The 22,496-nt window shown below is 28.8% G+C and carries 17 protein-coding genes; 2 read left to right on the top strand and 15 right to left on the bottom strand.

Annotated features, from left to right (window positions below):
* Positions 1-102: 102 nt before the first annotated feature.
* The 11 genes from F3K33_RS12730 to F3K33_RS12680 form a co-directional block, all read right to left on the bottom strand.
* Positions 103-2,457 (bottom strand): EAL domain-containing protein, encoded by a 2,355-nt coding sequence (locus tag F3K33_RS12730; protein WP_051144865.1) that lies wholly within the window; start codon positions 2,455-2,457, stop codon positions 103-105.
* A 517-nt stretch (positions 2,458-2,974) separates the two neighbouring features.
* Entirely contained in the window at positions 2,975-3,517 is a 543-nt protein-coding gene (locus F3K33_RS12725; RefSeq protein ID WP_012058703.1) for an NADH peroxidase, read from the bottom strand.
* Positions 3,518-3,668: 151 nt separating this feature from the next.
* Positions 3,669-4,235: a hypothetical protein gene (locus F3K33_RS12720; RefSeq protein WP_174775793.1), complete on the bottom strand. Its 567-nt coding sequence runs from the start codon at positions 4,233-4,235 to the stop codon at positions 3,669-3,671.
* On the bottom strand, positions 4,213-4,497 hold the full coding sequence (locus F3K33_RS12715; protein WP_023974648.1) for a GNAT family N-acetyltransferase: 285 nt from the start codon (positions 4,495-4,497) through the stop codon (positions 4,213-4,215). The genes F3K33_RS12720 and F3K33_RS12715 overlap by 23 nt, the downstream gene beginning before the upstream one ends.
* A 284-nt stretch (positions 4,498-4,781) precedes the next feature.
* Positions 4,782-6,593 (bottom strand): SEC-C metal-binding domain-containing protein, encoded by a 1,812-nt coding sequence (locus F3K33_RS12710; protein ID WP_039772457.1) that lies wholly within the window; start codon positions 6,591-6,593, stop codon positions 4,782-4,784.
* 184 nt (positions 6,594-6,777) lie between these two features.
* Positions 6,778-7,575: a ribonuclease H family protein gene (locus F3K33_RS12705; protein ID WP_023974646.1), complete on the bottom strand. Its 798-nt coding sequence runs from the start codon at positions 7,573-7,575 to the stop codon at positions 6,778-6,780.
* Between the two features lie 317 nt (positions 7,576-7,892).
* Positions 7,893-9,266, bottom strand: coding sequence for a sensor histidine kinase (locus tag F3K33_RS12700; RefSeq protein ID WP_023974645.1), 1,374 nt, complete (start codon positions 9,264-9,266; stop codon positions 7,893-7,895).
* Between the two features lie 4 nt (positions 9,267-9,270).
* Positions 9,271-9,957, bottom strand: coding sequence for a response regulator transcription factor (locus F3K33_RS12695; RefSeq protein ID WP_017211682.1), 687 nt, complete (start codon positions 9,955-9,957; stop codon positions 9,271-9,273).
* A gap of 11 nt (positions 9,958-9,968) precedes the next feature.
* Complete coding sequence (locus tag F3K33_RS12690) at positions 9,969-11,222, bottom strand: hypothetical protein (RefSeq protein WP_023974643.1); 1,254 nt, start codon at positions 11,220-11,222, stop codon at positions 9,969-9,971.
* 199 nt (positions 11,223-11,421) lie between these two features.
* Positions 11,422-12,123, bottom strand: coding sequence for a hypothetical protein (locus F3K33_RS12685; protein ID WP_023974642.1), 702 nt, complete (start codon positions 12,121-12,123; stop codon positions 11,422-11,424).
* Between the two features lie 656 nt (positions 12,124-12,779).
* Positions 12,780-14,240, bottom strand: a complete 1,461-nt coding sequence (locus F3K33_RS12680; protein WP_023974641.1) for a GH25 family lysozyme — start codon at positions 14,238-14,240, stop codon at positions 12,780-12,782.
* Between the two features lie 432 nt (positions 14,241-14,672).
* Between F3K33_RS12680 and F3K33_RS26370 the strand changes: the two genes are divergently transcribed.
* Both F3K33_RS26370 and F3K33_RS12675 read left to right on the top strand, forming a co-directional pair.
* The gene (locus F3K33_RS26370; protein ID WP_023974640.1) at positions 14,673-14,822 is read left to right on the top strand and encodes a hypothetical protein; all 150 of its coding nucleotides are present in this window, start codon (positions 14,673-14,675) and stop codon (positions 14,820-14,822) included.
* 411 nt (positions 14,823-15,233) lie between these two features.
* Complete coding sequence (locus F3K33_RS12675; protein WP_012058693.1) at positions 15,234-15,623, top strand: thioesterase family protein; 390 nt, start codon at positions 15,234-15,236, stop codon at positions 15,621-15,623.
* A gap of 66 nt (positions 15,624-15,689) precedes the next feature.
* Here F3K33_RS12675 and F3K33_RS12670 read toward each other — a convergent pair whose 3' ends face one another.
* The 4 genes from F3K33_RS12670 to F3K33_RS12655 form a co-directional block, all read right to left on the bottom strand.
* The gene (locus F3K33_RS12670) at positions 15,690-16,295 is read right to left on the bottom strand and encodes a TetR/AcrR family transcriptional regulator (protein ID WP_039772456.1); all 606 of its coding nucleotides are present in this window, start codon (positions 16,293-16,295) and stop codon (positions 15,690-15,692) included.
* A 289-nt stretch (positions 16,296-16,584) separates the two neighbouring features.
* Positions 16,585-17,865: a TolC family protein gene (locus F3K33_RS12665; RefSeq protein WP_039772454.1), complete on the bottom strand. Its 1,281-nt coding sequence runs from the start codon at positions 17,863-17,865 to the stop codon at positions 16,585-16,587.
* Between the two features lie 233 nt (positions 17,866-18,098).
* Positions 18,099-21,188 (bottom strand): efflux RND transporter permease subunit, encoded by a 3,090-nt coding sequence (locus tag F3K33_RS12660; protein WP_023974637.1) that lies wholly within the window; start codon positions 21,186-21,188, stop codon positions 18,099-18,101.
* Positions 21,189-21,200: 12 nt separating this feature from the next.
* Positions 21,201-22,496 (bottom strand): efflux RND transporter periplasmic adaptor subunit, encoded by a 1,296-nt coding sequence (locus tag F3K33_RS12655; protein WP_039772452.1) that lies wholly within the window; start codon positions 22,494-22,496, stop codon positions 21,201-21,203.

Raw genomic sequence — 22,496 nt, 5'->3', positions numbered from 1 at the left:
ACAACTCAAATATACATCTTATACAAATTAAGAAGCTATCCATTTTTAGCATGCGGATAGCTCTTATATCTATATTATCTTTTAGTAAAATACTTCTAATTTTTATGATTTCATAGTTTCAGTTTCCTTTTTAATAAATCTATGCTCAAACTCCAATGCTTCCATTGGTTTTCCTATTAAGTAACCTTGAATATAATCACAGTTAAGTTCATTTAGAATCCTAAATTGTTCTTGAGTTTCAATTCCTTCTGCAATAATCTTAAGATTCAGACTATGCCCTAAAGTTATTATTGATCTAACAATCATTACACTTTTATAATCCTTTTCCAAGTTCCATACAAGTGACTTGTCAATTTTTATCATATCAATAGGTAATCTATTGACATAGCTAAGGGATGAGTAGCCTGTACCAAAGTCATCTAAAGATACTCTAACTCCTATTTTTCTTAACTTTTCTAGTATTCCTATGATTGTACCAGAATCCTCCATAGCCTCATCTTCAGTAATCTCCATATTTAAACATCTTGCCGGAAACGAATAATGATTTAATATATTTTCAACCATTGGTATGAACTCAGATTGCTTTAATTGCGAATAAGAAACATTAACTGAAATACTAAATTCACTTCCTCCGAGCTCATGCCATATTTCACATTGCTTACAGGCATTTTCTAATACCCAATTATCAATTGATATTATTTCACCCATACTTTTTGCAATTGGAATAAACTCTATAGGAGAAATAATTTTATCAGCTTGTTTCCATCTAATTAGAGCTTCTGAATATAGCACTTTCATTGATCTTAAACTTATAATTGGTTGATAGTAAATTACAAATTCATTATTTTCCATGGCTTTATTTAATTTCTCTTTGATATTCATTTTATTAAGAAATTCATCATTTATTTTCGATGAATACAAGGCATAATCATACCCACCTTTTTTCTTAACTTCATACATGGCTACATCTGCTTTTCTAATCAATGTATCTGCATCTTTACCATGTTCAGGAAATATACTTATGCCAATACTGGCTCCAACACATAAATCTTCCTCATTATAAATAAAAGGAATTTTCAATGCTTTTTGAATTCTTTCAGCAATTTCCTTAACATAAGTAGTAGATTTTATATCAGTTGTTATAATTACAAATTCATCTCCACCAATTCTGCTTATTATATCAACATTACTTATTATACCTTTTAATGTGTCCGCAACATTTTTGAGAACTTTGTCACCAACTTGATGTCCATAATTATCATTTATACTTTTAAATCCATCTAAATCTATGAAAAGTATTGCGAAACTATTATTTTTAATTTCTAAAAGCATATTAAGGTTTTCTAGCATCATTTTTCTATTAGGAAGTTCTGTAAGAGGATCATAATAGACAAAATGACGAAGTTTCTCCTCAGCTCTTATTTTATCTTGAATTTGATTTTTAAGCATCATATTAGCTTCTTCTAATTTTAAAGTACAGTTCTTTTCCATTTCTAATATTTTTTTTCTTTCCGAAATATCATGTAGTAATATTAATATTCCTAATATATCGCTATATTCATCATATATAATTGTACCTGACAATTCACATGTAATGTTATTTCCATATTTCGTTTCCAAGTTAACTTCTATATTTTTTGCACAAGAATTTTTCGTTATACTACTTAAGTCAAAATCAACATTATCCAGTAATTCACTAAATATTTTTCCTTCTACTTCTTCAATTTTATAATTAGTTACACTTAATGATGCATCATTACAATTTTTAATAATGAAGTTCTCATTTAAAATAAAAATCGGCTCATTTACAGTGTTAAAAATATATTCTGATATATACTTCGGAGTCGTCAACATCAATCTATGCTTGTTTATTGCATAATAAATACCACCTAAAGCTATAGTTCCCGTTAATACTGCTGATGGAAAAATAGTTACTCCTAGTAAAGGCAAAATAAAATCTGTAATTATTCCTATAATGATACTTACTGTACAAGTTATTAAAATAATTTTGTTTTGCTTTTTTACTCTATTCTTCTTAGAATATTTTCCTCTTAAATACAATACTATAACACCTGCAAAATCTATTACTATCGCCCATATTATATATAGAATTTGTGGAAACAACTCTGGAGCCACATCAATCCAGCCATAATATTCCTTAGTCATTGCTGAATAAGGTTCTACTATAATGTTTCCAATAAATAACAGTGTAGTTGGAACATATGCTAAAAATTTTATTATTGAAATATACTCAAAATCGTCCTCATTATTCAGTAAATATGCAAAGTATAGCCAAAGTCCATTAAAAAAGCAATACCCTAGAACCGAAGAATTTCTCCAAAAAAATGCTGTATTGATATTATCAGATGTTAACATCATTGCATATCCGCCTGACCAAAGTCCAAAGCAAATACATATATATATAAATATCTGATTTGTTTTTGATTTTTTATCCATTCTATAACCGTATATTCCTAAAAATAAATAAAAAATACAACATGAAAATAATAATATAAATAACGCAGTCTTAATAATATCACCTCCAGTATGAGACACAAAAAAGCTCAGATTTACATAACTAATAATCTATACTAGATTTTAACTCTTTAAAACATTTATTTTTATCTTAATGACTTCATACTATATATCTTTAGGCATGTTTTATCGTGATATATACTATATTTAACTGTAAAATAATAACAACTAAAGATATAAAATAATTATATCATATTTTTTTAATATAAGCTTTTGATTGATTAATTTTAAATAATTTAGACAACTTAATAATCTACAGTTTTTTAAATAATATGAACTACATTTTATACTATTCTGAGCTTAAAATTAGTTTAACATATATTAATTATTGTTTCTGTACATACACGATTTTGACGAAAGAATAAATAAAGGCGGATTAAGTATTTCTACCTAATCCACCTTTATAAATATTTTTTGTTAACAACTTTAGATATTTTCTTTATGCAAAATACCTATCTAAAAGTCCTTTGAAAGCTTTTCCATGTCTAGCTTCATCCTTACACATTTCATGAACTGTATCATGTATTGCATCTAAGTTTAATTTCTTAGCAAGTGTTGCTAAATCCTTCTTACCTTGACATGCACCATGTTCTGCATCGACTCTAGCTTGTAAATTAGCTTTTGTATCTGCCACTACTACTTCTCCAAGTAATTCAGCAAATTTAGCAGCATGTTCTGCTTCTTCAAATGCGATTCTCTTATATGCTTCTGCAACTTCTGGATACCCTTCTCTATCAGCTTGTCTTGACATAGCTAAGTACATTCCAACTTCTGTGCATTCTCCAATAAAGTTCGCCTGTAATCCATCGATCACTTCTTTCTCAACGCCTTTAGCAACTCCAATTACATGTTCATCAGCAAAAGCTAAGTCACCACTTTGTTCTATGAACTTTTCTGATCCTACACCACATACTGGACATTTTTCTGGTGCTGCTTCTCCTTCATGAATATAACCACACACTGTACAAACAAATTTTTTCATAAATTCTCTCTCCTCGCTATCATTTCAATAAATATTTATTAGGCTAATTACCTTATTATATATATTTCAACATCTATATCCTTTTTTCCTTCTATTCTTTCGCACTTTCATAACCTTTATTTCTACATTTTTATACACAATATGCATATTTCTATCTTTTTCCTCTATAAAGAATTGGACTCGATCCCAAAGAATATCCTTCATTATATAGTTTGTTTTCTAACTTAATTAGTTCTTCAGCCAAAATTGTATTTGATCTTAGATCTGTTGGTTCTTTCACTATATCAAGTTCTACACCTTTATATTTTCTATAGTAACTATAATTTTTCCATAACCATGCCTTTATTCTACTTAAAGTTGATGGCTTTCTAATAATATTAAGGATCATTTGTCTGCATTCTTCAATATCTTCTTTTTGAGTATCGTTTAAATTTGATAACTTGTTTCCTAAACTTCTAGCCGCCTTCTCATCTAGTTCTTGACATAAAAATTTGAGAGCATGCCATACATTATAAAGTTGATTTTTATTCTCTATTTCTACTTCTCTTGCCCAAACAAAAGCGTTTAATCTTCTTATATCCCACCTTTTTATTGGGCTTTCTAAATCATCTGCACATACTAAAAAGAATCCTTCTTTAAGTAACATCGCTCCTAATACTCCAGGTGGGTTTCCAAGTCTTTTGTCCTTAAACCCATTAAGCATTTTTATATAAAACACTCTCATACTCTTTATTTTTATCAAATTCCTTTTTTGCAAAAACACATACTGGCATTATCTTCTTATTTTCTTCTATCGCAAAATCTACAACTTTCCTTATTAAAAGTTTTCCTGCTCCTTTGCCCTTCAACTTTTCGCCTACAAAAGTATGCTCAATTTTTATTACATCCTTACTAGTATCACTTAATATTACTTCTGCTAAAGTATTTTCTTCCGTTTCTCCAATATAGAATTTATTCAATCCTTTTTTAATATCAAACATAATACATAACACCATCCTCTCCATAATTTTATTCATTTTACAAAAACCCTTTATTAATTCCTTATATATCCACAGAACTATTATATCATAGTCACATAATATTTTAATGTCAAATTTTTATGCTTTTTTTAATTTAATTCACTATCTATTTTCTCAAAAAATAAGGGTTCATCTTTGATAAACCCTTATTTCTCGTACTATATTTAAAATAATATTAATATATTTATCTAAAAGAAAAAGTATGCAAAATTGCATTCATAAGTTATTTGTATAACTAAAATTCTTTAAAACAGTTGAATCACATTTCCATTGCGTCCACAGCACTTCTTGTACTTCTTTCCACTTTGACATGGGCATGGATCATTTCTTCCAATCTCTTTTTTGCTTTCAATTGTTTTGTTATTTCCTTCTTTTTCATTTATAGTTGCACCTTTATATTTCCATAATGGTATATTCTTAATAAATTTATTAACAATATTAAATACTCTGATTTCATCTTCCTTGTCAAGTTTTGCATCTATTCCATTTATTATGTCTTCAAGTATTTCTTCAGAATTTCTATATTGTATATCCAAAGCCAACATGTTCATAGTTCCAGCAGCATCATTTTTATCAACTAAAAACATAGATGAAAATTCTTTTGAAAACTTCCTCCCAATACTACTTCTTTCCAAATAATCTTCGTTAGACATAGAAATTAGATCATCTTTACTAATCATAGAATAATCCAAATTATTGTCTATATCATTTAATATTTCTTCATAATCCTCTATTTCCACATTAACAAATATAATTTTTCCGTCATCGTCAATTGTACCATAATATTCATTATTATAATAAAAAGATCCTTCTTCTAATATAGATAACAATATTTGCTCTTCTACATTGTCATATCTTTTCATTAATCCTTTAACATCTTCAAAACAAAGAACACCATATAACTTAATCATACCTCTAAAGATATTCATGATTTCACTATTTTTCTTCATTAACTTTCTAAACTCTAGGGTATCACATTGCTTAACAACGGCCTGCATTAGTTCAGGCATTAATAAGATTGGTTTTCTATCTTTTAAGCACGGAAATACCATCCCTTGATTCATAAAAAAAGCATGTTTATCCGCATAATTTTCTGCTTCATTATCAGAAACTGAAATTATTCCATTATTCTTAATGTATTTTAATAATATTTTATACATATCATCATTAATCACATTCATTTTATTTCTGATATTTTTTTCATATTCATCAATATATTTTTCAATTACCTGATTTTTATTCAAATTATATGATAATTTAAGACCAATGTTCTCTGCTAGGCTACAAATTTCTTTTTTAGGATATGGCTTTATCAATTCTTCTAGGTCAAAAGAATATGTATCCTTGAAAAACGTATGTATAAAACTATTTGTAAATTTATTATAATGTTTTAAAAAATCATTCTCTATCATTTGTTCAGAATCGTCAAAATCTGAAAAAGCATCATTGTTATGTATCCGCTTTTTATTACTAACTTTGTATTTATTGTTATTTCCAGGCAAGTATTCTTTTTCCGAATTTTTATTTCCTATATACCCGCAAACCCCATCTCTTGGAGAATTATTAAGTTTACCTTCTTCTGGATTATTTCTAGCAATAACTTCCATTTGGCTAAATTCGCTTGGAACTTGTATTATATCTACAACTTCTAAAGTCAAATAAGTAGTTGAACCAAAATCATATTCATATTCGAACTTTTTATTAACATTTAATACATCTTTTAAATAAAAATTCATCTCATATTGTTCATCACTATTATCATGATATATTTCTTCATCAATATAAAACGCACTTAAATGTCCACAACATTCTACCCATATATCTCTTATAAATTTGTCCAAATGCTGAAGTTGCAACTTTGCATCTATCGAAACATAAATACAATATAAACTAGGATTATACTTATCTTTCATGGATATTATGAATTGCTCTCTTACCCCTTTAGTATAATTCATCTTTTCTTCAATTGATTTTTTCATTACTGAACAACTCTTTGCATGTCTTTTAATTGTTCTTTCAGTTAATTCTTTATTACAATAATAACATCTACCTTGCACGACTAAATCTCCTCTTAAATAATATAATTACTATATAAAATTCCAACATGCACAATTATATACTAACATTATGTTTGTCTGCAAATTTTTTATAAAATTTCTATATTTACAATTCTATTAAGGGTATTAGATAAGTAGATCTTATAGCTTATAATATTTATAGCGTATTAACTTCTTGCAACTATTAGTAACTGGTTGAATTTTTATTAGCTATATCTTTGGCATACATGTCGCAGAGAGAATTCTCAAAATGGTTAGAATGTGCTTTTACCCACTGAAATTCAATATATTTTCCATTACAAGCTTTATCAAAATCAAGCCACTTTTCTATATTCTTAGCTGGTTCTCCATTAATAGTTTTAAAGTCATTCAATTTCCATATAGGTAACCATTCTGTGAGTCCTTTTCTAACATACTGGCTATCAGTTATTATTCTTATTTTTTCAACATCTTTTAATAATTCAAGTGCTTTTATGGCTGCTTCAAGTTCAGCTTGGCTGCTTCCTATGTCTTTCACTTTTTCTGTATATAAATTATAATTTCCTTTCAAATCTTCTATTATAAAAGCAAATCCACCATGATTTTTCTTCTCAAAATAACTGGCATCTGTGTAGATTTTATAGATTTTCTCTTCAGCCTTACTTTCCTCTATTGCATAACTATCATAATTACTATTTCGTTTATCTAAAACTAAGATTTTACTTCTATCATTAAAAGCAGCTACATCTTTATCTTCTCTTATGACTACTTTTACATTAAACCCTACATAATATGTATCTGGTCGCTTATTATGAAGCATTTTTCTAAATTGGTATTCCTGTCCTTTAAAGAAATCACTTAGGTTGTTATTATCTATAAAATGTAATTCTTTTTTTAAAGGATTAAATTCTACTAAGGAGTTCTCAGTACCATTACTGACTTTAATTTTATAGTTATTATTTTCTTCATCTATTATTTCTAGTGTAAAAAGTATCATTTTCATAAAAATTACTCCTTAAAACAAATATCTCATTATAAATATATTTATATCACAATTAAGTTTCTACATCTATCCTTAATTGAGTCTCTGACTTACTAAAGCTTTAAATATAGATTTATTGTTGAAACATATATTTTATCATAAGTATAGTAAATTCAAATTTATTAGTTATTTTAGTAATAACTACTTTATATTTTTCTTTTATATCATAAAACTTACCACTGTATAAATCATTATAACAAAATTAAAGCTGAAATTTTATATATTACCTAAAATTTCAGCTAATAATTATTAATTTAATCTAATAATTTACGTAGAATTTAAACTTTTGCTAACGGAAGTGAAATTGTCACTGTTGTTCCCTTCCCATATTCACTATCAATTTTAAGAATGCCATTATGCATATCTACAATATTGCTAGAAATAACCAATCCAAGTCCTGCACCAATGGATTTAGGATCAATTTTATAGAATGACTCCATAACATGATTTATATCTTCTTTTTTAATTCCAATACCTGTATCGCTAATTTTAATTAAAATATACTCTTCGCTAACTGATTGAACGACATATATTTTATGATTTTTATATGAGAACTTAATTGCGTTATCTATTACATTTAGTATAACTTGCCTCAATCTATCACCATCTGCTGTAATAATTGCTGGGTGCGTTTCAACCACTAATTTAATTTCATTTTTTTCTGCTTTCTTTTGAAGCTGAAAGGTTACTTCACGAATAATTTTGTCTATTTTGACATCAGATAAGATTAGTTTAATTCTATCTGACTGATATCTTGAAAAATCTAATAGATTCTCTACTAAATTAATAAGTCGATCTGATTCATCATTAATAATTCCTAAACCAAATTTAAATTCCTCATCTGATAATTCGTCTGGATTCCGCATAGTTTCAATCCATCCCTTAATTCCTGTCAAAGGTGTCCTAAGCTCATGAGAAATTGATGATATAAAATCATTCTTTAAACGATCAGTTTTTAATATTTCATCGCCCATATAGTTAAGCGTTTTTGCTATTTCTCCAAGTTCATTTGGATAAGCATCCTTAATTTTTTCCTTGTATTTTCCCTCTGCTATTTTCTTTGTAAAATTGATAATATCATTTAATGGTTCTACAATTATATTCCCTAAACGCAAACTTACAAAAAACACGATAACAGCAATAAAAATGCAGATAATAATTCCATAAATTAACAGATTAATAATTAAAGCATTTACCTGTGTTAATGATGTTGTATATCGCAAAATCCCTAATACTTGCCCGTCAAAAACAAGAGGTGTATATACTGCCATAATCTTTTGACCTGAATATGAATTTTTCTCAATTTTATATGTGGTTTTCAAATCCAATACATCAGAATCTATCAAATAAGTTTTATCTTCATAAAAACCTGTAGATGATTGAATTAATTTCCCATTTCTTTTTAATAGTTGTAGTTCGGAGCCATTAATCTGATAATTTTTAATAATTTCATCACTGAATTCCGCCAAACTTTTATTAGTAAAATCAGTTTCTCTTGACAATACAGAAGGAATCGCCTCTGCTTGACTTTGAAATGTATTAGCAATTCCCTGATAATAATATTGCCTTATTCCAATTCCAAACCCTATCATAACAAGACTTAATGTAAGTAAACTAATTATCATAAAGTAAACAATGATCCTTCGCTTCATAGTTTTACTCCTTCCATAAGTACCCATATCCCCAATCCGTGCGTAAATACTCTGGAGCTGATGGATCATTCTCTATTTTCCTTCGTATACGTCTTATATTTACATCGACAACTTTTTCATCACCAATATAATTTATTCCCCAAACTTCATCCAAAATATCATTTCGTGTAAATACCTTATTCTTATTATTTATTAAAAATTGAAGTAAGCAATATTCTGTTGGAGTTACTTTAATATCCTTTCCAAGGTGAGATACTTTTTTATTTATTACGTCAAGCTCAAATGGCCCCGATTTAATAACTGAGCTTTCTTTCTTTGAATATATATGATTCAATCTTCGCGCTAAAGAAATAATTCTTGCCTCTAGCTCAACCATGCTAAATGGCTTTAGTAAATAATCGTCAGCTCCTTCTACAAGACCTTTTACTCTATCTTCTTCCTGAGATCGTGCCGTTAACATGATAATCCCAACAGATTGACTTATATCTCTAATTTTCTGACACACCTCAAATCCATCAATTCCTGGGAGCATTAAATCTAATAAGACAATATCAATCTTTCTATTATTAAAAATAGATAAGGCCTCTTCTCCATTCTCAGCTTCTAGAACTTCGTACTTTTTCTTTCTTAAATTTAGGCAGATAAAACTTCTAATTGACAGTTCATCCTCAACAACAAGAATTGTTTCCATATTTTCCTCCATTAAAATTCATCTTTAAGTAAATGAAAATTTTCCTTTGAAATAGGTTGTTCTTCTTTAATATCATCATAAAATATAATATCCTTCGTTTCTCCAAGCTTGGTTTTGTTCTCACCATATGAACTTTTGCTTATCCATTTTACTTCAAATAAATTATCCTGACTTTCATTATCTATAAGTCTAACACCTTGATCAAGCTTCTGAATTGTAACTTTACCATGCCATTTAGAAGGAATTGTAATATAGAAATGCTGCACTCTATCTGTATATCTTTCTTCTACAATTTCATGTGTTCCATCTTCTTTATAATCAGAGTAAGTATAAATAAAAGGGATTTCTGCCATCGCTGCATCTTCAAAACCTTTAGGAATATACATTCCTCCAACATCTATAATACCGTCATTGTTGATATCTCTACTATATAATGGGTAAGCCTTAAATAAAATACCATCATTTTCATCTCCAATTTTAATAAATCTTCCCTTATCGCAAGTAACAATTTCAGTTAACATTGAATGGGCCCCTAATGCACTATCAATGAATAACGCATTATTTCCATCTGCTAATTTTCTACTAACGACATTTTCAATTACACCCTCAGGATTTAGACCCACAAACGTGCGAGATTTTAATTGATTATTTTCATAATTAAACATTTCTGCTATTTTTGATTTACCTATTTCTCCATCAATTATTATAACATCAGGTCTATTATCTTCATTGTAATCAGATATATCTATCCATTCGTAAGTACGATTAACTTTATTAACTAATTCTTTTCCATTCAATTCATATATAAATAACTGTTTACTTAGTTCAGAATCTGATACTGAAGTACCTAAAATCACTTCTTTTTTCCCATCCCCATCAAGATCTTTAAGAGTAAAATAATCAAGAATATTAAAATTAGTGGCTACATCAAGTACTTTATTCCATTTTTCATTTTCTTCTTTAATCATTAATAGATGAACTTGTCTATTTTCTTTCATATTCCTATATAATACAAATGCTTCATTTTTACCGTCTTTATCAACATCATCTATAAAAATACTTTGTTTTTCTTGTGAATTCTTAGGTACTAAGAATTCACTGCCAGGCGTTAAAATTTCTTTTAGCTCTTTATTAATTTTATTTTCTTCTACATTTTCGAGCATAGGGGCTTGAATTAAGCTAGTTGTGTTTACAACATTCCCACAGCCTGTTATAATACTTCCTAAAGAAATAATCAGTATTATAACTCTTGCATATTTTCTCATAACATATACACCCCATTTTTCATTCTGTTATTATTTAGTATTACCTTATCCATGATATATAATTACTTCATATCCATAATTTTTAGCTCTTATGTTAACTATACGTTTTTATTATATTTTCACTAAATGCCTGTGCTTCAATGCTTAGCTTTTAGCTATCATCCTATAATTTTAAAATAAGAAAGTAGTTTTTAATTTACTAAAAATCATTCTTTAAAATATATATTGCATAGGTTTGTCCTGTGTTTGCATCATAATTTACAGACAAAAATATATTTTTATACTTAAAATGTGCATCTCCACTTTTATCACTAACTGGATTTCCAAAAACTTCTTTAAATCTACTTATCTTATCACCAATCTTTACACCATTTAAATTCAAATCATTTCTCATAGTAAAGATTTGCTCTGCCTTATCATTATTTTTCTGATCAAACCAAACTCTAATACCAGCTTTTTTAAATTCCACTCCACTTTCTCCTATAGAATTTGGCTTTTCATTTAATGTACTTATAAGTTCATCTTTACTAAAACCTAATAGATTCATGTATTCTGTAAAATTATTCTTTCCATTATCCGACTTTGAGGCATCAATAGACTTGCTATCTTCAATTATTTTTACTGAATCATTTTTCTTTTTTACTTGTGAAGATACTATTTCTTTATTATCCTCATTATTAGCAGATTTTTCAATGCTGACTACTTCTTCTGATATTTTTTCACCTTCTGCTTGATTGCTATTTTCTGAAACTTTCTCAACTGACACTTCTTTATTTTCAGCATTTATTTCAGATGACTTTTTAGGACTACACCCCACTATACTTGCAGAACTTATAGTGATAGCACATATTATAGCTGCTGAAAACAATAATTTAAATCTCTTTTGAATTTTATTTATCATAATTATTCTCCTAACTAATTTTTATTATTTTTTTGTATATAATTAATCTACTTAGAAGTTCAAAATATATATACTTTAGTATTTTTTTATCCTATAGATAACGCAATCATAAACTATACTTAAACTATGAAATATATTCCAACTAGAAATGAGTAATATACTTTTGTGGAATGTTTCATTGGTAATTTTGATGGATGTGATTCTTGGCTATAAGTTGTTCCAAATGTGCTAGTTCAAAAAGTGAGAATCGAAATTTTATATTTCGTTCTTCGAACTTTCTCTATGAGCGCTTGTTCTTTGAGGCTAGCACTTTGGTTGCAACTTTATAGCCTTAGAATCCCCCATGAAAATTACCCAGAAACTGGAACAAAAGTATGTTATTCATTTCGGCGAGTTATATGCATAAGTTCAGGTCTTAGTGTGGTTATCTCTATCTAAAGTATAAAAGATTTTTAAACTAAAAGCGTTACAAAAAAGTTACAATATTATGGTGAAAACTTTCAGTAAATTCCCTTGTTAATTAATAAAAAAATTCTATTGCAATAATATTAATTGATTATAATAAATAATTTTTTCGTTTTGAGGCATATAAAAAAGCCATCCTTTAAGGATAGCTTTTCTTTTAAGCTGCTTTGCTTGCTTTTTGGGTGAAACATTTAATTGCTAAGAATATCTTGTGTAAATTCATCTAAGTCTACATCTCCATAGATTCCATCGATAACACCTTTATCTGTATATTGATGTCCTGCTCTAGAATTCCATACACTATTAGCTGGTAAGTTAAATGGACTCTTATAATAATTTGCTTCCCATAATGTATATTTAGATAATCTACTATCTAAATTATTTTTTATAAAATCTGAATATGTATATATACAAATGTCCATATTACTTAATTTTTTGAATTCATCTATGAACCTTAATGCATAACCCATGACATCAAATCCATCTTGTTCTATATCCAAAGCAGGTTTTAGGTTATTCTGCTTATCTTTTATGCTATTGTAAAAATTACGTGCTTGTGTTTCAGGAGAGCTTGTCCCAACTAAAAAATGATAAAAACCTGTATTTAATCCAGCATTTTGAGCACCACTATAACTAATTCCCAAATAATTATCCACATAGGTTGTCCCTTCTGTAGCTTTTATGTATACACATTGGATCCCTGAAGCTTTGACTCTTTTAAAATCTATGTCCCCATTGTAGTGACTAATATCTATACCTTTTAATAAAGTATCAGAATTATTATTGACTGGATTTCCTGGCCCTATCTTCTTGCCATCAGAACCGATTTTATAGCCATCTATTGTAGAATTTGTAACTAAAGCTCCAGATGATTTATCTAAATAATAAGTATCACTTCCAGAATTTATCCATCCTGTTGACATTGCTCCACTAGATTTTAAATAATACCACTTTTCATCAATATTAACCCATCCTTTAGCCATTGCACCAGTATCATATAAATAATACCAAGTTCCATTATCTTTAATCCATCCAGTTGCCATGCTTCCACTACTGCTAGAGTAATACCAATTATCACCTGATTTATACCATCCTGTAGCCATTTCACCACTACTATAAAACATGTAAATTTTATTATCAATTTTATTTAGTCCTGTTACCATGGCCCCTGAACCGTTTAAGAAATACCAAACGTTATCTAATTTCCTCCAACCAGTAACCATACTGCCTGATTGATCTAAATAATACCATATGCCATTGACATTAAACCATCCAGTTACCATTCTTCCATCGTATTTTAAATGATACCACTTGTTATCTGGTTTTATCCACCCAGTTGCTCTTGTATTATCTGATTTATAGTAATACCAGTATCCATTCTCTTTTTTCCACCCAATAGTTGATGTTATGTTAACTTTTCCATCACTACTATTTACAATATCTTGGGTACTATATTTATAAATAACATTTAATTCACTTGGCTTATTTTCAGGTATACCTGGATTAGGAATTTCATCTGATATATTGCTAACAGTATTGCTAGATACTACAGTTGAATCAGTAGTTGTAGCTTGTACATTTATCACTTGTCCAAAACTTATACTAGTTAATAAAACAAGTATAAATGAAGTAAGTTTCTTTCTAATATTCACATGGATCATTCTCCTTTTAATTTTCATTAAGTGCTTACTTATTTTTTAATCCGCTTCAAATCAACTCATCTAAAATTATACAATTAATGTCATTTTCAATCAATTGATTTACTATGGATATGAAGGGAAATAATAGAAGTTAAATTCTTATGTAACTTTCTAATTTCTTCTTTTAATAAATCATCATTGGAATTATACTCGCTATTTATCATCTAGTGGCATAAATAAAATTTACTATAGGAAAAAATTAATAAATCTAACCTATACAACATAGATTTATAATAAGAGTGGAACAAAAAACTATTATGCTTTTTTATTCTACAAAAAAAATGTATTATACTGGATAATAATTATTATTCATTAATAAAATGTTGCAATTTTCCGAATATTCCAATATAATTAATATAACATATAGGTAAGGAGTGATGTTAAATGAAAAAAATACTCTCTAAGGCTTTTGCTAAGAAAATTATCGAATTTTTGATATATGGTCCAGGGTATAAAGCTCCTGAATATGCATATGTTCGTGTAACTCCTCCATCTTCTAACAGAGATATTTGCGAAGATAAATTGAGGCGATAAAATTATATTTTTAATATAAACAACTTATTAATAGTAAATATTTACGTGTGCATATAGAAAAAATAACTAGTAGAATTTAATCTGCTAGTTATTTTTTATTAACAATTTCTAATATACCTTTGAAATATAATTGTTTCAGTTTCTTACTCACTTTTTTATTATGTTTCATATTTAATTTTCATAAATTTTCCTTTTTAACTTTAAAACAATTTATACTTAAAACCATAAATATTAAAAAAACGTTTTATTTTAATATTAAAAACCTCTCTTTAAAAAACTACAATCTTTTTCTTAATCCTTACCAATTTTTATTATTCTTGAAAAGTATGAAAATATTTAGTACTATAAAATTATTATAATGAAACATATTTAATAATCAATCTATATTTATTGAGAGGAGAAATTTGTTCGATGGAATTTAATTTAAATGAAGGTACTTCATATATCAAAGAGTTTAAAGTTACAGAAAATGAAACAGCTATAAAAATGGGATCAGGTGATCTAGAGGTCTATGCGACCCCTGCTATGATTGCTCTAATGGAAAATGTATCAAAAAGTTTAGTAATAGAGGAACTTCCAAGTGGTTATACTACAGTGGGAATTGACATGAGTGTCAAACATATTAAATCATCTCCAATTGGCGCAAATATAAAATGCAAATCTACCCTTACAAAAGTAGATGGAAAAAAATTATTTTTTGATGTGGAAGCAAGTGATGACCAAGGTACTATCGGAAAAGGTTCTCATATAAGGTTTATTGTAAACTCAGAAGATTTTATGAGAAAAACTAAAAATTGCTAAATAAATGATAATAACTATATTTAAAGAGATTCTCTCTTTAAATATAGTTATTGCTTTAAGATTGATTTAAATTGGACTTACTCCGATACTTTTCCACAAATATTTAAAATTAGTTTTGAATAATAAATTTATATCGATATTTTGATTCATTGCCCAAAGGACCATAGAACTTTGCAACATCGACACAATACTCTTTGATGTAGATAGAGAATCAATTTCTGGCAAAACCTCACCTAATTCTTTTCCTTCTTCTACAACATTGTCTATCCCTTCCAATAATCTATGGTTAAAATCATTTACTAAATTTTTATTTTCGTAACTTTTTAATCCTTCAATTGTTATAAATGTGACAGCAATATAGTTAAATTTATTTATATTTAGAATCTTTTTTAAATATGGTATTATTCCACAATATTTTATAAAAATTGTTTTCAGCTTTTTTTTTGTGGATTCATTACATAAATTGGTAGCGCCTATAATTTCATCAAAGTATGGAGAACAAAACTCTTCTATCACTTTATATATAAGCTCATCTTTACTTTTAAAATACTTATAAAAAGCACTTTTATTTATGTTAATTTGTTTAAAAATATCTCTAATAGATACTTCAAAAAAACCATTTTCCATAAATAATTTGATAGATGACTTTAAAATTTTTTCTTTAATTTCCACCCTAAAATTCTCCCTTTTTTATTTAACATTTTCCACCATTAATAAAAAAAACAAACTAAATATTATAATCTAAACTTAGTTTGTACCGTCTTAATTCCACTGAACTTTTATATATTATAATAATTCATACTAATTACTTTTATTAATATGGTAATTAGTATGAATATATTCTTGAAGTCTTTAGCTCTCTAAAGATCTGAAATTTAAATTAATATGTTTTATTTTAACCATCAGATTTGTAACTAATCTAATATTTATTTAAGTATTATAAATGTTCTTTATATTAATTCTATTGTGCTCCTGAAAATGCTATCCAAGGTTTTTGGATTTCTTGCTTTAATGTATTATAGTTATCAATTTGGCTTCTTAATTGAATATTTAGATCTTCACTGCTTAAAACTTGAGAATTATAAGCAGATTCAGTTATCATTCCTAAGTCATATTTAAGTTTTGCATCACTAAGGTTCTTGTTGCTTAATTCTATTTGTTGTTTAATATAATTAATACTATCTTCTGCTGTAATAAGATTTGTATACAGTGTTCTTAGTTGATTCTTAAAGTTCTTTTTGTCCTCATCTATACTTGTTTGTTCTTGATCCACACTAAGTCTATTACCTAAATAAGTTAAACGTGCCGATATGGCATTTGCATATGCACTTTTAGCAGCTTGATATTTATTGTAATCTGTGAGATAAGCTTCAATATTTCCGTTATAATCACTTAATTTAGGTTCTTGAGCTTCATCTGTTATTTTTTTTGCATCACTTACATCCCCGTCACTTATTTTATTATCAGAATCATAATAATGATCTTTCTTAAGCTTAAGTATTTGTTCCCTGTATTTTAAATAGTTATCTATAACTTTATCTAGGTAAGTATCTATAGATCCATCTATTTTTAATGTTTCATAAGGAATATCCTGTTCCAAAGTATATTGTGTTACATCCTTACCTGTCAATACTTTAAAGCTATATTCAGCGTCCTTTAATGTATTTTCACTTGTTTTCTGTGTTATTTGTAAATTTTGAATTTCAAGTTCAGTTGATTTCAAATCGCTTGATGTTACCATTCCTAGACTGCTTTTAAGTTTTGCATCGTTTAATGTCTTGTTTTTAATTTGCAAGTCCTTTCCGGCTTTATCTATCTTCATTTGACTTGTAACGATATTATTATATGCTTTAGTAACTTTTTGAATTAAAGCATCTTGATCAAAATCCCTTTGCTGCCTAGCTTTATTTGCATTAGCTTCTCTAGTATCATCATTAAAATCTTCTTCGTCTCCACTAACATTTTTAGAATCATCCAAATCTTCATTTATATCATTAGTTTTATCTTGATAAGTTATTTTACTAGTATCAAATTGTAATACCTCGCTTATGCTGATTGCCTCTTTCACAGCTTCATCTAAAGTAAGCAATGGCTTTCCGTTTACTATTTGTGAATTTGTTGCAGTGCTTGTACTAGTAGTTGTTTGTTGAGTTGAATCTGCTGCAAGCGCTGGTACAACGCTACCACTCATGACACTAATCCCTATTGCAAATGCTATTATCTTATTTATATTTTTTCTCATGTATAAATCTCCTCTTCATTAATATTTATTTTAATATAAATTCGAATTCTCTTTTTATTTACTAGATTATTTTTCTGTTGTAGCTTTATTTTACTACAATTTTATTGTTTAGTAAATGTAGTCATAATTTAGGATTTACTCCTGAACTTTGTATTTAAACTAATACACTTTATATATGGATCATACTAAAACTTAATTTTAGTATGATCTTATTAAAATTACCAATTTCTTTGTTATATGCCTACATTTGATTCGCTATCAATTGGCGTTGATTTTTTTCTATGAATTTTTTTTGCAAATCTTTTTTTCAATCCATCAAGTATTGTATAAACTATTGGAACTACGAATAATGTTAATATTGTTGAAGTGATTAATCCCCCAATTACCGCTTGTGCCATCGGTTTACGCATTTCAGTACCTGCTCCTGTAGCTAATGCTGTAGGAATCATACCAAATATCATTGCTAAAGTAGTCATGATTATAGGACGTAATCTTACAAGACCAGCTTCTACTAAAGCCTCATTTCTTGGCATTCCCTTTTTAATTCTTTCCTTTGCAGCATCAATAAGCAATATACCATTTTTAGCAACCAGTCCCATAAGCATTACAATACCTATTGCTGCCATCATGCTTAATTGACTTCCACCAACATATAATCCTATTATTGCTCCAATCAATGCTAGTGGTAGAGCGAACATTATAGCTATAGGGTCAACAAAACTTTCAAATTGGGCTGCCATAACTAAATATAATAAAAGAACTGATAAAACTGAATTTTGCACCAAACTAATCATACTCTTCTGCATAGTTCCATTCATTCCTCCAACAGACAAAGAAACTCCCGCCGGCAATTCACTTTTTATCTTAGCTAAATACTTATTTTGTAAAGTTCCAGTAGATAAACCTCTTACATTACAAGAAAGCTCGACTTGTGCCTGCTTATTGTATCTATGTAATGTTGAAGAAGTTGTTCCAACAACTTTTTTAGTTACTTCAGTTAGCGGAACAAGCTTATTGTTTGAACCCGAAACGTAAATTCCATCAAGATTACTAAGATTTTTACGCTGCTCATCTTGAAGCAAAACTTTAACATCATATCTATCTTTTCCACCATCATACTTAGTTACAGTTGAACCATTAAATAATGTAGCCAAGGTACTAGCTACGTCTGAACTGTTAACACCTAAATCAGCAGCCTTATCACGATCAACAGTCATTTTTACCTCTGGTGTACCTGAATTGGTATTAACACCAACATTAGTAGCATCTGGATCTTTAGCCATCTCTGCTTTCATCTTTTCTGCAAAAGCTTGAACTTTTGCTCTATCATCACCAACAAGATTAATGGCTACATCTTTTGAGGATCCGCCACCACCTCCCATAGAGGCAGCTGATGCTGTAATATCCATTCCAGGCAGTATCTTTAGATCTGTTCCAAGTTTTTGCGCCATATCTCTGGAGCTAATCTTACGTTGTTTCTTATCTACCAATGTAATATTAACTGTTGCTTTACTATTAGTAACTGTTGAATATACATATTCAACTTCTGGATTTTTCTTAACAATCTCTTCAATCTGTTTAGTCTCCTTACTTGCAGTATCTAATGTTATTCCTGAATCAAAATTAGCATTAACTGTTATTTGTCCTTTATCAGTTATAGGTATCATTACGAAACCTAATGATGGAATAAGCGAAAGACTCGCTATAAACATAACTGCACAAACAGCCAAGACTGTTATCCTCTTATGAAGAAGAAAAGCTAATAAATGTGAATATTTCTCGGCAAAAAAATCGAATTTATAATTAAACCACCCAAAAAACTTACCAATAAATGTTTTACTTTCTTTTCTTTCTGATCTAAGCATTCTAGATGACATCATTGGTACAAGGGTAAAGGATACAAACAATGAAACTGCCATACTAAAAACAATTGTAAGTGCAAACTCAATAAAGAACTTTCCAATTATTCCAGCTATCATTGCCATAGGCAAGAATACTGCAATAACAGCTAAAGTTGTTGCTATTACTGCAAATCCAATTTCTGAGGTAGCATCCTTAGCCGCATCAATTGGATGTTTTCCCATATGGAGATGCCTTACAATGTTTTCTATAACAACTATAGCATCATCAATTAAAAGTCCTACTGCCAGCGACAATGCCATTAAAGACATAGTATTTAATGTAAAGTCCATCTCTTTCATACAAATAAAAGTAGTTATTATAGATATCGGAAGAGATGATGCACTTATAAGGGTACTTTCCCATTCATTTAAGAATAAAAATACAATAACAACTGCTAATATACATCCTTCTATAATAGTATTCATAACATCATCTACTGTATCTTTTATTGATGTTGAATTATCAGTAACAATATCAGCATGCATACCTTCTGGTAATGAAGTTTTAACTTGTTCTAATGCTGCTTTAACTTCTTTTGCAACTTCTACTGTATTAGCACCAGATTGCTTAACAATATCAATACCAATTGACGGATTACCTTGATAGTAAGCTTGGCTTGTTTTTTCAACAATCCCATCTTCAACTGTTGCAATATCTTTTACTCTAATCTCTGTTCCGTTTTTGTTGGACACCAAGATATTCTTAAAATCTTCTACTTTTTGTATTTTACTGTTTGTTGTAATAGATATCTGGTTATCTCCATCAATAACTTTACCAGTTGACTGATCAATATTATCACTCTTGATACTGTTTATTACAGCACCTGATGTAAGGCCATATTGTAATAATTTATTATTATCTAACTTTATATGAATTTCTCTTGTATCCTCACCAGATACATTTACGGCTCCAACACCCGATACCGCATATAACTTTGGTTTTAGAGTATTATCTACAAAGTCTGTCATTTTTTGATTATCAGTTGAACCATAAACAGCTATTGATATAATTGATGTCGCCGACATATCAAACTTAGAAATTATCGGATCATCAGCATCAGTTGGTAATTTACCTCTAACACTTGAAATCTTATCTCTAACTTCTTGTGCTGCAACTTCACCATTTTTACTTAAATCGAACTCTATAACAGTTTGTGACATCCCTGAACTTACACTTGAAGTTATATTTTGAACTCCAGAAATTTGCTGTACTGCATCTTCTATCTGTTTTGTTACTTTACTTTCTATATTTTCTGGTGTAGCTCCATTTTCTGTTACTACAACGGAAACATAAGGCATATCAGCATTTGGCATATCATTAAGTGTCAATCCCTTATAGCATACAAATCCTAAAATAGTAAGGACAATCATTATAACTGATATAAATACAGGTCTTTTAATACTAATATTTGCTATATTCATTTATTATCCCTCCTACTTATTTGTTGTATCATCTGCACCGCCATCTTGTTCAGAAGCTGTGTTATCTGAAGAACTATCGTCCTTTATAATTGCATCTACTTCACTACCCTCTTGAAGCGTACTTATATTAGTACATATTACCTGATCCCCTTCTTTAATACCATCTGTTATTTCAACGTTATTTTCATTAGTTTCACCAATTGTAATTTTTTGCTTTTTAGCTATTCCATTATCATTTAAGAAAACAGAATAATCTCCTTCGTTACCAGCTAAAGCACTAATTGGAACAGTTATAACTTGTGCTTTTTCCTCGCTAATAAGCTGTACCTTTCCAAAAATACCAGGTAACAGTGACTTATCGCCATTATCTATTTTTACTTTACAATTGAATACTCTAGTTGTAGCATCCGCTGCAGAGTCCATAGCTTCAATAGTGCCATCATATGTTTTATCATTTCCATCTACGGTAATTGTTGCAGCTTGACCTATTTTTACTCCAGTTATTTTCTCTTGTGGCACTTGTATTGTTGCATATACAGACGATATATCATTAACTTTTGCAAGAGCCGCCCCCTGAGATGCCATCTGTCCTACATTTAAGGTTTTATCGCTTATGACTCCGCTTATAGGCGCTTTAATCACTGTGTTAGCCAAATCATTTTGAGCCTTCTGTAAATTTACTTTTTGTGCTTCTAAACTCGCTTTTGAACTTTCAATACTTGCTTTTGCTGATTCAATACTTGCTAATCCTGAACTATAATCAGCTTTAGAAGTGTTTAGGGCTTTTTCAGCTGATTCAAGATCTGTTTTTGATATAGCTCCTCCATCAAAAAGGGTCTTTTGTCTATCATAATTACGCTGTGCATCATCCATAAGAATTTGCAATTTCTGTAGCGTTACTTGCGATGAATTTAGTTGTTGCTGCGTTGAATTTACTTGCTGCTCACTAACTTCTACCTGAGCTTGTGCAGTTTTTATACTATTTTGTATATCTTGGTCATCAAGCGTAGCTATAGTATCACCAGCATTTACATATTGTCCATTTTCAATCGACACAGCAACAACCTTTGCTGCTATCTTACTAGTTACTATTCCTTGCTGATAAGCTTCTAGTGTTGCTTTATATGAATCCCCTAAACTTTTTTCTTGTGCTTTGGCTATCTGTACTTCAACAGTAGTTTTACTAGCAGCAACGGCAGTGGTTGCTTCTTTTTTAGCTGTGAATAACTTAGTTTTAGCTACTGCAGCACAGCCTATTACAGCTATAACAATTACAGCATATATAACTATTTTTTTTACATTTTTCAT

Origin of the sequence: Clostridium beijerinckii (assembly GCF_008705175.1) — a bacterium.
GTDB lineage: Bacteria > Bacillota > Clostridia > Clostridiales > Clostridiaceae > Clostridium > Clostridium beijerinckii.
Note: the sequence above shows the minus strand (reverse complement) of the source record. Positions and strands in the feature narration are given on the sequence as shown.